A 13,573-nucleotide genomic window follows, 5' to 3' on the forward strand; every position below is an offset into this window, starting at 1 on the left:
CTTAAATGATATTCTCAGAGAATTAATCAGAACCTTGACGGACAAATAAATTTATATCCCCCGCATAAATGACGGGGGCTTTACGCATCACGACTCGTAAGCAATGGTGTGAATATCAAGCGGCAGTGCAAAGATGCTGTGCAATCTTCCATCAACCACCAGAACGTGTTCAACTGAGTGGCGTTTATCAAAAGTTGAGAATACATAGTAGTGAAGTAATGAGGTATAAAGTTTTTAATTAATTGGCAATCTAGCGATGCGGCACTCAAGCAGCAAGACAGTAGTAGCTTCTGGGTGAGTGAGGAGGGTGACTTCCTCGCTTAGGCATCCACTTACAGCTTATTGTACTTGTTTATACTTTAAATAGATGAGTAAAATGTAGAGAAGTAACACTGCTACGTCTCTACAAAAGTTCTGGACAACGCATATTTAATTTCACCAGATGTCTTTTTTGCTCAATCAACAGAGAAACACCAACTCACCTATTGTCCATAATGTGTACCTGCCACTTTCCCTCGAAACACAATGTAATTGTAGATGTTGTAAAACAACATAATGGGAATAAGAAATCCAATGAAGATAATCATGAAGACTAATGCGCTAGGTGCTGCGGCTGCCTGATAAATGGTGATGCCTGGGGGGATAATATAGGGAAAGACAACTAATCCTAAGCCCACAAAGGTAAGTAGAAAAAGTAGCACTGTCCAAACTAGAGGACTAGTTTCTGCTTTGCGGTTCAGGCTTCTAATCAATAACCCAATCAGCAGCACACCTAGCACTGGAATGAGTGAGAATAGATACACTTCTGGCTGGTGAAATAACTTTGCCCTGGCATTTTCATATACAACAGGGGTGGCAATCGTGATTAAGATTGCACCCAACAGCGTTGTCCAAGCAGCGAGTTTTGCTGTGCGGTAATGGGACGTTTGTAGTTCTCCCTCAGTTTTTAAGATAAGATAGGTAGAGCCAATCAGAACATAGCCTTGGATGAGGGTTATGGCGACCAGAAGCGATCGCCAATCAAGCCAATCCCACATACTGCCGATAAAGTGACCCGCTTCATCCACCTTAATGCCTTCCAAAATGCTGCCCAAGGCGAATCCTTGAAATAGCGCCGCCATGAAACTACCAACTCCAAACGCCACATTCCAAAACACTTTGTTGGTAGAATGCTCTCGAAACTCAAAGGCCACAGCCCGAAAAATCAAGCCAAAGATCATGCCAAAAATGGGAATGTAGAGTGCATTCAAAATGGTGCTGTATGCGAGAGGAAATGCCCCAAACAATGCACCCCCCATCAACACCAACCAGGTTTCATTTGCATCCCAAACATTACCCAAACTTGTCATTAAAATGTCGCGTCGGTCATCATTGGAACTGGTTAGCGATAGGATGCCTACGCCTAGATCAAACCCGTCTAACATTACGTAGAGAAATAAAAACAGAGCCAAGATAACAAACCAAACTTGTGCTAGAAAGTGTTCTAGATTCTCCATACAATTACCTATTGATTTACCATACTCAACACGCACCTCTCACTACTCAGCACGGGCTAAACCTTAGCTATCCGCTAACAGCACTCTTCATTGCGAATTGCGAATTGCGAATTGGTTTCATTGCTCTGCTTCAACAGGACGTTGATCTGGAACAAATTCAGCCGGAGTAGTTTGTACGGCAGGTTGGGTGTTAATGCCTGGAACCGGAAGCTCTAGGTTGGGGCCTTGACGAATGATCCGACTACCAAAGAACAAGGCACAAATAAACAGGGCTGTATAAATTCCAGCAAAAATTAGCAGGGATGTTAAAACCTCACTAGCAGGTAGGTGGGAGGCTCCGTCTGCCGTGCGAATTTGCCCGTAAACGATCCAGGGTTGCCGCCCAACACAGCGCACAATCCAGCCTGATTCGACGGCGATGTAGCCCAGTGGAGCCGCCAAAATCCAGATTCGCAGTAGCCATTTCTGCCCGGCGATCGCTTCTGGTGAGAGTTTGCCCCGCAACCATTGAATCACACTGAGTCCCATCAATCCAGCTAAGAAGAAGCCAATACCACTCATGATGCGGAAGGCGTAAAAAATCAAACCTACCATCCGGGGGCGATCTTCAGGCTTCCAATGTTTCAGTCCAAGAACGGGTTTAGAGAGGTTCTGTTTAAATTCCAGAATGTAGCCTAAGCCGTTGGGAATTGAGATTTCCCAGTCATTTTGCTCAGTCTTATTATTGGGCAATGCCACGACACTCCAGGGAGCAGGAAGACCTGCGGGACTAGTTTCCCACTTAGCTTCCATTGCTGCGAGTTTGGTGGGCTGATAGTGAGCTACCTGCTCGGCGCTGAGGTGTCCAATATAGATTTGCAATGGGGTGACAGCGATCGCAGTTGCTAAGACAATTTTGAGCGATCGCGCAAAGAAAGCCTGATGAAGGTTGTTGAGAATATACCAAGCACTAATTCCCCCAATCACAAACAGAGAAGTTTCTAGCGTCGCTAAAAACATGTGCGAGACGCTGTTGAGCATGAAGGGATTTAAGATTGCCTGAAAGTAATCATCGACAACAAACTTCCCGTTCACCATTTCCCCACCTGCCGGGGTTTGCAACCAAGAGTTTGCCGCTAAAATCCAGAAGGTAGATAGGTTTGCGCCAAAGGCAACCATAATGGTGGCAAAATAGTGAATTGCTGGATTTACTCGTTCCCAGCCAAACAGCATAATACCCAGAAATCCTGCTTCTAGCATGAATGCCATCGAAGCCTCAAAGCCTAAAATGCTGCCAAAAAAGTCGCCTACCGCTTCAGAAAAAGGTGCCCAGTTCGTGCCAAATTGAAACTCCATCGGTAAGCCAGATGCTACACCAATACCGAAGTTCAGCACATATAGCTTTGCCCAGAAACGAGCATGGTGATAGTAATCGGGATTGCGTGTTTTTAGCCACATTCCTTCGACGATGACTAGATAAATTCCCATCCCAGTGGTGAGAACAGGCCATAGCATGTGAAAGATCGCCGTCAGTGCAAACTGCATCCGCGATAGGGCAACGGTGTCCGATAGAAAATCCATGAACTAACCTCTGAATTTGTTTAAATCTTAACCACTAGTAAACTAGGGTGTTGACTCTGAGGGTTTTAAAGTGGTAAATTTTCATGCAAGAAGTACGTAGCTGCATAGAAGTTAATGCAAGAGTTTAAAAGCCCAACCAGCCGATTAGCAAGATTGTTTCGCAATGGTCGAGACAATTGGAAAGAGAGAGCTTTGGAAAAACAGAAAAAACTCAGAGCATTAGAAATAAAAGTCAGAGATTTATCAACCTCACGAGACTATTGGAAAAGCAGAGCAAAAATTGCTGAATCAAAGCTACTCAAACAGAACATCGAGACGAGCGAGGGAAAAAAAAGAGTTGAGTTAATTTCAAACACTCTAACTAAGTTGCAAACAAGTGGACAGGCTCTTAACAAGGTAGCGAAGGGACATCATTATTCAGTCGAAACAATTCAAATATCATTAGAACAAGTTATCAAGTGCGGTAGTAGTTTGCGAGGAGTCGAAAAGACTTTTGAATTGTACGCTGATTTTTGTAACCAGGGTACTCCAAGCTTTAGTAGTATTAGAAAATGGTTAGGGCGAATTGGTCTGTACGAACTCAATAGAGAAAAAGAATATCGAAGTGATTGGATCTTTATTGTAGATTTGACTGTAGAACTAGGGGCAGAAAAAGCTCTGGTAATTTTGGGGGTTCCACAACAACTACTTGAATCAGAAATTTTTCCTTTAAAACGAGGATTAGGACATCAAGATATAGAACTTCTTGCATTGGAAATTATGTACTCCACTAAGGGAGAATACATATCGCAGAAGCTCTCTGAGCTAACTTCAAAAGTTGGTCGTCCATTACAAATAATAGCTGATCGCGGCAGTGATATCCAAAAAGGTATCAAGCTGTACCAAGAGAATTATCCAGAAGTGATTTACACGTATGATGTGACTCATGCAATGGCTTTACTGCTCAAGCATGAGCTAGTAGCCGATGAAAAATATCAGTCTTTCATCGAGCAATGTACACGATGCCGACAACAACTACAACAAACAGAGCTATCTTTTTTATCTCCACCATCTCAACGTTCTCAATGTCGTTATTTCAATATCGAAAGGCTAATTAATTGGGCTATTAAACTTTTAGATTCTCCAATAGACATACAGGGTAGAACTGTTACCAAATATTGAACCTGCCATTTTGAGGCAAAAATTAAAATCCAAATTAGGATGGTTAATCAATTATCAAGAGCCGCTTAGTATTTGGAGCCAAATGGTTCAAATGACTCGAACTGTAGAGACTCACCTTAAAACTTGTGGGCTGAATCAAAAATTAAGCAGCGTCTTGAAGTTACAGCAATTAACTATAGGAGCCAATTCTCTAGTTAATTTCCAACTAAAAATTATAGATTATTTGACAATTGAAAGTTCTAAAATTCATTCAGAACAGACAATCCTTGCTACTTCTGATGTAATTGAATCGCTTTTTGGCAAATATAAACAGTTTTCTTCTCGATGTCCTCTTAAACAGATAGGTCAGATGATTTTGAGCATTTCTTTATCTACTATGAAGTTGACAGGATCTGTTGTAAAAATTGCCTTAGAAACAGTTCGGTATATTGATCTTGAAGCCTGGTCCGCTCAAGTTTTCGGTCAATCTATGCTTTCAAAGAGAAGAACCGTGTTTACTGCCTCAAATAACGACACGGAAATTGCATGAAAAATTCTGGCTTAATTTCCCACAAAGTCAACACCCTACCTTCGGGCCCTAATCCCGGTAGGACATCCAGCGCCAGTTCTGGCCCTGTGGCAATAACGGCATAATCATAGTCCAGTGTTTGTTCGCTCATCTTTATCTGACGAGACTTCGGATCAATGGCGGTGACAGCAGCATGAATAAACTCAATACCATGCTGAGGAACAATTTTGGCTAAATCTAATTGAATGCGATCGAGGGACTTTAACCCCAATCCAACCCAAGGTAACGAAGGAACAAATGTAAACTTTGGTTGATTAGAAATGAGTGTAATCTGATGTTTACACGGCAATACTATGCCTCAGTTCATAAGCCGTAGGCAATCCTCCCAGTCCAGCACCAATGACAATAACACGAGCCATAATAACGACTCCTAAAGGTAATTTCTTAAGTTGAGTTTTTAACCAATGCTTTCTGAACCCCATCTTTATGCAAAAGAGTTTTAGACGGGGCTTGAATTTAAAGTAACACAATTATATTACTATATAGTAATATTGTTTAAAAATTTAAACGTTTTCCAATATACCAGGCGATGTAGCCATACTAGAGGTATTGCTGATTTGTGTGACTAAATTATGCAGTAGATAGAGTTTGCATAATATACAGAGTTTGCAAGTAAATGAGGTACAAAATGCAGGACTTCAAATCAGATGTAAACAGTTTCTGCCTCCTACCTCCAAACCTGTAGCTTTGTGCTTCAAAAGAAACCTGCTGTATTGAGCGATCGGGGGGCTTGCACAAATGTGAGAATTAATGAAAAAATTGATCCGTGAGAGTTCCTTAGGAATTCTCGTTTCGCAAGGGACGCACGAGGAAATAAGTGAAAGTTTTAGTTGTCGGTAATGGAGGGCGCGAACACGCTCTAGCTTGGAAACTGTTGCAATCTAAGCAAATTGAGCAAGTTGTCTGTGTACCAGGGAATGGGGGCACGGCAAGTATGGAACGTTGCCAAAACTTGCCCTTAGCAGTAGACGATTTTGAGGGGATGAGCCGATATGCTCTAGAACATGGCATAACTCTAGTGATAGTTGGGCCAGAAGTCCCCCTCTCTAAGGGAATCACAGATTACCTCCAAGATAAAGGATTGATGGTATTTGGCCCAGTCAGAGCCGGAGCGCAAATTGAGGCGAGTAAAGCTTGGGCAAAAGCCTTAATGCAAGAATCAGGGATTCCGACGGCACGGGCTGCGGTATTTACGGAGGCTGCGGCAGCAAAATCTTACGTAAAATCTCAGGGAGCGCCCATTGTTGTTAAAGCTGATGGCTTGGCGGCTGGTAAGGGTGTAACGGTAGCTGAAACAGTTACACAGGCAGAAAGTGCCATTGATGCAATTTTTCAAGGACAATTTGGCAGTGCTGGTGAATTTGTCGTCATTGAAGAATGTTTGATTGGACAAGAGGTATCAGTTTTAGCTTTAACCGATGGGTTAACAATTAGACCTTTGTTACCAGCTCAAGATCATAAGCGGATTGGTGAAGGTGATAGCGGGGAAAATACTGGGGGAATGGGAGCCTATGCGCCAACCCCTATTGCGACACCAGAGTTAATGGCACGTATTCAAACAGAAGTTTTAGAAAGAGCGATCGCCACCTTAAGATCCAAAGGCATTGACTACCGTGGTGTACTATATGCTGGGTTAATGATTACACCCGATGGCGACTTCAAGGTTTTAGAATTTAACTGCCGCTTTGGCGATCCAGAAACTCAGGTGATTTTGCCACTGCTAGACACACCCCTAGAAGAGTTGCTTTTAGCCTGTGTACAGCAGCGATTAGGCGAATTACCGCCCATCGCTTGGAAAGCCGGAGCATCTGCCACAGTCGTTGCTGCTTCCGGTGGCTATCCAGGAGAATATAATAAAAACCAGGTGATTACCGGCATTAAGGAAGCAGAAAAAGCCGGAGCAACTGTATTTCATGCCGGCACCAAATTGAACCAGCAACAACAAGTACTGACAGATGGAGGACGAGTATTAAATGTAACTGGCATTGGCGAAAACTTTGAGCAAGCGATCGCCCAAGCCTACGCAGGAATCAAATATATTCAATTTGAAGGAATATATTACCGTAGAGATATCGGCCATCGAGTGATAAGTCGGAAATCCTGAAGGAAACTGATTTCCGTTAGCCAGCAAGGGTGACTTATACTTAAGCTATGCCCAAGTTAGACATTATCCATAATGCTGTAAAAAATGCACTGATAAAGGACGGCTGGGCGATTACAGACGATCCCTACATAATTCAGTATCGAAGAACAACGTTATACGCCGATCTCGATGCTGAACGTCCCATTGCGGCCGAACGAGACGGGCAAAAACTTGTTGTTGAAGTCAAAAGCTTTGTTGGCGCATCAAAGATACAAGATTTGAAAGAAGCTCTCGGTCAGTATGACATCTACCGTTATCTTTTAGAGGAAACAGCGCCAGACCGTAAACTTTACCTTGCTGTTGGTGCGATCGCTTATAAAAAGTAGAAATATTTTGCGACTCAGTTCAACCTGACTAGAGATGGCTGAAATGAGTTAAATTCGTTAAGACTACCTTAACAAGGATAGTTCTTTAATTCCGCTATTCTCCATGCCCATAACATATTTGTCAAATTAACTGTTAATTTTTTAGTTGTTGGGCTTTATAACAAGGACTACTAACAACTTTATTTAAGATGCTAGCTCTGTTAAAAACAATTCGAGATGCGATCGCTAGTTGGTGGTCAGAGTTCACTCTCCAGACCAAGCTTTTGGCTGTGGCTACAATGGTAGTCTCATTAGTGATGAGTGGTTTGACCTTCTGGGCTGTGAACACAATTCAGCAGGATGCGCGGATGAATGACACCCGCTTCGGGCGTGACTTAGGGCTGCTGCTTGCTGCCAATGTTGCCCCCCTAGTGGCTGACAATAATCTCACCGAGGTTGCCCAATTTTCTCAACGCTTCTACAGCAGCACCTCTAGCGTGCGTTATATGCTGTACGCCGATGAAAGCGGGGAAATATTTTTTGGCATTCCTTTTTGGGAAGCCGAGGTAGAAAACTCGCTCACCATTAAACGGCGCATACAACTGCCAGAAGATTATCCTGGTGATGGGGAAAAGCCGATGGTAAGGCAACATACAACCCCAGATGGCATAGTCACCGATGTATTTATTCCGCTGATCGTCAATAAAAAATATTTAGGTGTATTAGCGATCGGGATTAATCCCAATCAGACTGCTGTTATCTCTACCAATTTTACCCGTGATGTCACCATTGCCGTATTTATCACGATTTGGGTAATGGTGATTTTAGCAGGAGTCATTAACGCTTTGACCATCACTAAGCCAATTAAGGAACTCCTAGTGGGAGTAAAACAAATTTCCACCGGCAATTTCAAGCAGCGCATTGATTTACCTTTAGGCGGTGAACTAGGAGAGTTAATTTTAAGCTTTAATGAGATGGGAGAGCGATTAGAACGCTATGAAGAACAAAATATAGAAGAACTGACCGCAGAAAAAGCCAAACTAGAAACTTTAGTTTCCACCATCGCTGATGGTGCTGTGTTGATAGATAACAATATGCAGGTGATTTTAGTCAACCCCACAGCACAGCGAATTTTTGGCTGGGAAGCTGCTGAAGTGGTAGGCCGTAATGTATTGCATCACTTACCCCCAGCAGTACAAATGGAAATCACTCGCCCATTGTACGAAATGGCCGCAGGTGAATGCGAAAGTGCCGAATTCCGAATTTTTATCAACCAACCCACCCACAGAACAGTCCGCATTCTCTTGACTACAGTACTCAACCTGCAACGGGAAAGCATCAAAGGTATTGCGATTACCATCCAAGATATCACCCGCGAGGTGGAATTAAACGAAGCCAAAAGCCAATTTATCAGCAACGTTTCTCACGAACTGCGAACGCCTTTATTTAACATCAAAACTTATATTGAAACCTTGCATGACTACGGTGAAGACTTGGGTGTAAACGAACGCAAAGAGTTTCTGCAAACCGTGAACCATGAAACCGATCGCCTGACTCGCTTAGTTAACGATGTTTTAGATTTGTCAAAACTCGAATCTGGTCGTAACTACAGCTTTGATGGAGTAGATTTAGCCCAAGCGATCGAGCAAACACTGCGTACTTACCAACTTAATGCTAAAGATAAATGTGTTGAACTCATTCAAGAAGTTGCTCCTAATTTGCCCCTAGTACTAGGTAATTATGATTTATTGGTACAAGTGTTTGGTAATCTAATTGGTAATGCCCTCAAATTCACAAAAGCTGGCGGTAAAGTAGTAATCCGCGCCTATCAACTAGATTTCAAGCCCAATCACACCCAATCTTGTCCAGTGCGAATTGAAATTTCTGATACTGGAATTGGTATCGCCACAGAAGACCAGCACTCAATTTTTGAACGCTTCTTCCGCGTAGAAAACCGAGTTCACACCCTAGAAGGCACGGGTTTGGGTTTATCAATTGTCAGAAACATCATTGACAGACATCGTAGTAAAGTCCATCTGGTGAGCGAAGTCGGCATTGGTACTACCTTTTGGTTCGACTTAGGGGTATTTGAAGAAGAACCGCAACCGATACAGCTTGAGCCGATCGCCGAAACCCCCAAAATTACCACACTCTGAAGGATTGGGCATGGGGCATTGCACATTAGTCTAGTCGCTAGTCTCTAATCCCCCTACTGCCCATTCCCTAAAAAACATAAATCAAGATGTTGCTATAACAAATAGCAAACAGACCAATAATAAACCTAATAGCAACAGCCAAGTCTGATTGCGTTTTACCCAAGTTTTCACATTTACCGCAAAACCATTGGAATGATGCTGCTGTTCCAAATCTAACTTTGTCTCTTCAATATTTTGGTAGAGGGTACAGTCTTTAGCGTAGGGACGCTGGGGAAAATTGCAGGTATCATCAACCTGATAAGTGCAGGTCTCGCACAGATACCCGTCCCCAGTGGCGCGGTGCAATGGAATACCGGGATGACCGTAAGCTTTGAGTGTCGTCCGACAATAAGGACAACTAATAGCTTGATTATCAACGAGTTGATGACAGCGGGGACAAGATACAGTAGCCAAAACCTTCAGGGCAAATTTGGTTAAGTAGACACTTTGATTCTATCCATTTACCGAGATAATAGGGAAATACTAACTTAGCCCGTTAATTTTAAATATGGCTACAGAAGATTTGTTCGATATCAAGGCAAGATACAATGCTAGATTAAGCCTTGACCCTCATTTCTCTGAGATATTTTTAGTCTCGGCGTTTTTTCCTGCTTTTTTTGCTCATTCTTCAGTCAATCTTAGCGTAGAAGTAGCCCAACCCAGGAATACAGGGATGCCTGTTGAGTTTCTCACGCTTCATATCTAGCAAGCTTTTTGCCTTTTTCTAACCGTAGAACTCAGGTTTAATTAAAATTAGAAATCGCTCTTTTTGTCTATAATTCTTCATGTTTTGAATCTCACTTACTTGAGAACTGCTGTATTTATGAAAAAATGATTGATAAAAGCTGGAAACTAGGTATTTACTTTAATGCACAATCGGTAAATTTGTACATCTTGAATAAATAAAACAGATATTTTTATGTGGTTAAAAATTTTAGAAGGACAGAAAATTTTGGTGTCGTCAGTTTTCGTGATAATGGGAATAACCTCTGTAAGTTCTGCTCAAACAGTTCCTGAGAGCTTTGTGACTCCTAGCGGTAATATCCAGTGCATAGTTGTTGGAGAAAATAATAATGCACTGCGCTGTGACATTGGCAGTGGACTAAATCCTATACCCCCTCAACCTTATCCAAATTATTGTAAATATGATTGGGGTGGAGGATTTTTATTATCTGAGTACGGCAAACCAGAAATTCTTTGTATTAGTGACAGCTTTGAGGCTAATTACAAGCTAGCCTACAACAGTACTTGGCAGAAAGGAGGTTTCATATGTATATCGCAACGAACTGGACTGACATGTACTAATACTAGTGGTGATGGTTTCTTTCTCAGTCGTGAAGGCTGGAAGATATTAAGTGGCGATCGATAAAAAACAATTTATAAGTCAGAATGGGCTACGCCGCGCTGCGCCAACAGGAGTCAGAATTAAGACCACGAAATTTTCAATTTGCTGGGGTCTTAAACCCAATGATTCAGATGCTCGTTCGCTTTTGGCGTCTCCCCTTGGGAGAAGACTCGCTAACGCTACGCTATTCGTCAATCGTACAGAATTCGTTCTAAATTCTAGCTCATAACTCCTGAATTCTGTTTGATAAACGATGTAAGCAAGTTAATTTTTATTCTCTACTAAAAGTTTTATTTATCATGCTCAAGTAACTTTATCATGATAGACAAAGCTGGTAATTATTTCATATTAACTTGACGCAGTTATGACAAATATATAACAAAATTATGACCTGATATTTTTACGAAGATACTGGTTAAAATTAGGAAATAAAGGAAACTTATCCAGATTCATCTGGGTCATTATTTTTTGACAATCAATACTCATAAATGAGGAGATTTATTATATGAATCGGCTTTTTTCTAAGAGCTTACTGGGGTTAGCAGGTATATCATTTATGCTTTCTACATCTCCATCAGCAATAGGGCTTGTACCCAATAACGTCGCTGTTATCGTTAATAGTGGCTCTACAAATACGATTGGTTATCGCATTTACGTATCACCATCTGGAGAAGTCAATTATGTTGATGGCAAAGGGTCTAATCAAGGTAAATTGTCTAAAAAGTTGACGAAAAAGTTTTTCCGCGACGTGAAATTTGCAGAACCTTTATCTAATTTGGCAGTCAGACAAGATTGTGCCAAATCTGTTTCTTTTGGTACAAGTACTACCATCAATTTAGGTGGTCAGCAGTCGCCAGACATTAGCTGTCCTGGCGATGCTAAAGCTCAACGTTTAGATAATGACGTTATTGCAATTGCTAAAGCTTTAAACGTAGTTAATGTTCCTAAGAGCCAAGGTCAACCACTGCCACCCCAGAACTTTTAGGCAGTTTTAGGGACAATGGAGCCAGGATATTTGGTTTGATTTACTGATTTAAGTTTTGCGATCTGGGGTTAGAGTCTGTATAAAATAATGCTGCTCTGGGACAAATCCAGAGCAGTGCTAAAAACTCTTTCTCCTAGACCTTTACACCCATTTTCAAGATAAATGAGCAATTTTGATCCACATAGAAAAGGATATGCGACTCATAGCAGCGAGAATCAGCAATATGCCTCCTTAGTAGAGCAACTTGATTTGATGATTCGAGCAAGGTATCCCTTACTGTATGTGATTACTATTGAAGAAGAACCTGTGGAAGAAGTGTTGCAGCAAGTTGCATTGCTTTCTGTGCCCAAACGACAGCTTTTATTTTGGGATATTGTGCGGGGTTGGAGTGATAATGGTGCAGATAAAGGTTCGGTGATGGCTGCATTAGGGCGAATTGGCAAAGCTGATGGCCAAACACCTGCAATGTTTGTGCTGCGGGATTTGCATCCGTTTGTGAAAAATCCGACTACGGAGAAGAATGCCCCAATTGTGCGGGAGTTGCGAAACTTGACGCAGGAGTTAAAGCGATCGCGTAAAATTATCATCACCACCAGCCATACTTTAGAACTTCCTGACGAGTTACTGCAAGAAGTGACAGTAGTGGATTTTCCCTTACCTAGCGTTGGCGAAATAGATAATTTAATCCAACAGTCAGTAGTACCAGATAAATTAAATGTTTCGGGCTTGGCACGGGAACAGTTAGTTAAAGCCTGTCAAGGTTTAAGTCGCACCCGAATTTCGAGAGTGTTGGCAAAAGCTTTAGCCGCTAAACAGCAAGTAAATGAGTCTGACATTGACGGCGTATTGGAAGAGAAAAAGCAAGCAATCCGTCAAACTGGGATTTTAGAATTTTTCACACCCCAAGAATCACTCAAACGAGTTGGTGGATTAGATCAACTCAAACAATGGGTACTCATGCGCCAAGATGCTTTTACCGAAGAAGCCAGACGCTACGGTATTCCTAACCCCAAAGGGATGTTACTTGTGGGTATTCAGGGAACAGGTAAATCCCTCTCAGCCAAGACAATTGCCCATGAATGGCGCTTACCTTTATTAAGATTAGATTCTGGGCGTTTATTTGGTGGGATTGTCGGCGAAAGTGAAAGCCGGGTGCGCCAAATGATTCAGTTAACTGAAGCAATGGCACCGTGCGTTTTGTGGATTGATGAAATTGACAAAGCCTTTGGCAATATTACCAGTAGCATTGATGGGGATTCGGGGACATCGCGCCGCGTGTTTGGCAGTTTGATTACCTGGATGCAGGAGAAAACCGCCAGTGTGTTTATTGTCGCCACAGCAAATAATGTCAAAATATTACCAGCCGAATTGTTGCGGAAAGGAAGATTTGATGAAATTTTCTTTTTGAATCTACCTACAGAAGCCGAACGCCAAGAGATTTTTAAAGTCCATTTGCAACGGTTACGCCCGAATCGGCTGCGAGAATTTAACTTAGCTTTGTTAGCCAAACAGAGTCTCAACTTTAGCGGTGCGGAAATTGAGCAGGTAATAGTTGATGCTATGCACCAAGCATTTTCCACAAGAGTCGAGGGACAGCGCCGAGACTTTAATACAGAGGATATTTTACAGGCTGTAGCGCAGACAGTGCCATTAGCGGCGATCGCATATGAACAAATTGAAGCATTAAAGCAATGGGCAGCACAAGCCGGTGCAAGAACCGCCTCTAATGATGTGGTGTTGATAGAAGAATTAAAACAATACTCAAGTGAACAAGGAATAGGTCCTTTAGAAGTCGATTAAAATAGAAAAACTATG

At 42.1% G+C, this 13,573-nt stretch carries 13 protein-coding genes; 8 read left to right on the forward strand and 5 right to left on the reverse strand.

Annotated elements, in window-relative coordinates; translation table 11 throughout:
- Positions 1-482 precede the first annotated feature (482 nt).
- Together cydB and ACFG4S_RS07710 are read right to left on the reverse strand one after the other, a co-directional pair.
- Positions 483-1,496 (reverse strand): cytochrome d ubiquinol oxidase subunit II, encoded by a 1,014-nt coding sequence (cydB, locus tag ACFG4S_RS07705; RefSeq protein WP_392534234.1) that lies wholly within the window; start codon positions 1,494-1,496, stop codon positions 483-485.
- Between the two features lie 117 nt (positions 1,497-1,613).
- Positions 1,614-3,056, reverse strand: coding sequence for a cytochrome ubiquinol oxidase subunit I (locus tag ACFG4S_RS07710; RefSeq protein ID WP_392534235.1), 1,443 nt, complete (start codon positions 3,054-3,056; stop codon positions 1,614-1,616).
- A 114-nt stretch (positions 3,057-3,170) separates the two neighbouring features.
- Here ACFG4S_RS07710 and ACFG4S_RS07715 point away from each other — a divergent pair, with 114 nt between their 5' ends.
- Both ACFG4S_RS07715 and ACFG4S_RS07720 read left to right on the forward strand, forming a co-directional pair.
- Positions 3,171-4,217 (forward strand): hypothetical protein, encoded by a 1,047-nt coding sequence (locus tag ACFG4S_RS07715; protein WP_392534236.1) that lies wholly within the window; start codon positions 3,171-3,173, stop codon positions 4,215-4,217.
- An 82-nt stretch (positions 4,218-4,299) separates the two neighbouring features.
- A complete protein-coding gene (locus ACFG4S_RS07720) occupies positions 4,300-4,746 on the forward strand; it encodes a hypothetical protein (protein ID WP_392534237.1) in 447 nt (148 codons plus the stop codon).
- Here the strand turns inward: ACFG4S_RS07720 and ACFG4S_RS07725 are convergent.
- Positions 4,712-5,074: a hypothetical protein gene (locus ACFG4S_RS07725; RefSeq protein ID WP_392534238.1), complete on the reverse strand. Its 363-nt coding sequence runs from the start codon at positions 5,072-5,074 to the stop codon at positions 4,712-4,714. The genes ACFG4S_RS07720 and ACFG4S_RS07725 overlap by 35 nt on opposite strands.
- Positions 5,064-5,207: a hypothetical protein gene (locus tag ACFG4S_RS07730; RefSeq protein ID WP_392534239.1), complete on the reverse strand. Its 144-nt coding sequence runs from the start codon at positions 5,205-5,207 to the stop codon at positions 5,064-5,066. The genes ACFG4S_RS07725 and ACFG4S_RS07730 overlap by 11 nt, the downstream gene beginning before the upstream one ends.
- A 395-nt stretch (positions 5,208-5,602) precedes the next feature.
- Here ACFG4S_RS07730 and purD point away from each other — a divergent pair, with 395 nt between their 5' ends.
- From purD to nblS, 3 genes are all read left to right on the forward strand, one after another.
- The gene (purD, locus tag ACFG4S_RS07735; protein WP_392534240.1) at positions 5,603-6,889 is read left to right on the forward strand and encodes a phosphoribosylamine--glycine ligase; all 1,287 of its coding nucleotides are present in this window, start codon (positions 5,603-5,605) and stop codon (positions 6,887-6,889) included.
- 47 nt (positions 6,890-6,936) lie between these two features.
- Positions 6,937-7,254 (forward strand): element excision factor XisH family protein, encoded by a 318-nt coding sequence (locus ACFG4S_RS07740; RefSeq protein WP_392534241.1) that lies wholly within the window; start codon positions 6,937-6,939, stop codon positions 7,252-7,254.
- 188 nt (positions 7,255-7,442) lie between these two features.
- Positions 7,443-9,389: a two-component system sensor histidine kinase NblS gene (nblS, locus tag ACFG4S_RS07745; protein WP_392534242.1), complete on the forward strand. Its 1,947-nt coding sequence runs from the start codon at positions 7,443-7,445 to the stop codon at positions 9,387-9,389.
- 81 nt (positions 9,390-9,470) lie between these two features.
- On the opposite strand, the gene ACFG4S_RS07750 is transcribed toward nblS, so the two are convergent.
- Positions 9,471-9,842: a hypothetical protein gene (locus ACFG4S_RS07750; RefSeq protein WP_392534243.1), complete on the reverse strand. Its 372-nt coding sequence runs from the start codon at positions 9,840-9,842 to the stop codon at positions 9,471-9,473.
- A gap of 505 nt (positions 9,843-10,347) precedes the next feature.
- Here ACFG4S_RS07750 and ACFG4S_RS07755 point away from each other — a divergent pair.
- The 3 genes from ACFG4S_RS07755 (at position 10,348) to ACFG4S_RS07765 (ending at position 13,558) form a co-directional block, all read left to right on the forward strand.
- A complete protein-coding gene (locus tag ACFG4S_RS07755) occupies positions 10,348-10,797 on the forward strand; it encodes a DUF6636 domain-containing protein (RefSeq protein WP_392534244.1) in 450 nt (149 codons plus the stop codon).
- Between the two features lie 481 nt (positions 10,798-11,278).
- Complete coding sequence (locus ACFG4S_RS07760) at positions 11,279-11,758, forward strand: hypothetical protein (RefSeq protein ID WP_392534245.1); 480 nt, start codon at positions 11,279-11,281, stop codon at positions 11,756-11,758.
- Positions 11,759-12,010: 252 nt separating this feature from the next.
- A complete protein-coding gene (locus ACFG4S_RS07765; RefSeq protein ID WP_392535930.1) occupies positions 12,011-13,558 on the forward strand; it encodes an AAA family ATPase in 1,548 nt (515 codons plus the stop codon).
- Positions 13,559-13,573 lie beyond the last annotated feature (15 nt).

The organism is Nostoc sp. C117, assembly GCF_043099735.1.
Lineage (GTDB): Bacteria > Cyanobacteriota > Cyanobacteriia > Cyanobacteriales > Nostocaceae > Nostoc.

Coding starts and splice junctions, on each gene's coding strand:
- ACFG4S_RS07720 (WP_392534237.1), top strand. CDS start 4,300: ATGGTTCAAATGACTCGAACTGTAGAGACTCACCTTAAAACTTGTGGG.
- ACFG4S_RS07755 (WP_392534244.1), top strand. CDS start 10,348: ATGTGGTTAAAAATTTTAGAAGGACAGAAAATTTTGGTGTCGTCAGTT.
- ACFG4S_RS07710 (WP_392534235.1), bottom strand. CDS start 3,056: ATGGATTTTCTATCGGACACCGTTGCCCTATCGCGGATGCAGTTTGCA.
- ACFG4S_RS07715 (WP_392534236.1), top strand. CDS start 3,171: ATGCAAGAGTTTAAAAGCCCAACCAGCCGATTAGCAAGATTGTTTCGC.
- ACFG4S_RS07765 (WP_392535930.1), top strand. CDS start 12,011: ATGATTCGAGCAAGGTATCCCTTACTGTATGTGATTACTATTGAAGAA.
- nblS (WP_392534242.1), top strand. CDS start 7,443: ATGCTAGCTCTGTTAAAAACAATTCGAGATGCGATCGCTAGTTGGTGG.
- cydB (WP_392534234.1), bottom strand. CDS start 1,496: ATGGAGAATCTAGAACACTTTCTAGCACAAGTTTGGTTTGTTATCTTG.
- ACFG4S_RS07760 (WP_392534245.1), top strand. CDS start 11,279: ATGAATCGGCTTTTTTCTAAGAGCTTACTGGGGTTAGCAGGTATATCA.
- ACFG4S_RS07740 (WP_392534241.1), top strand. CDS start 6,937: ATGCCCAAGTTAGACATTATCCATAATGCTGTAAAAAATGCACTGATA.
- ACFG4S_RS07730 (WP_392534239.1), bottom strand. CDS start 5,207: ATGGGGTTCAGAAAGCATTGGTTAAAAACTCAACTTAAGAAATTACCT.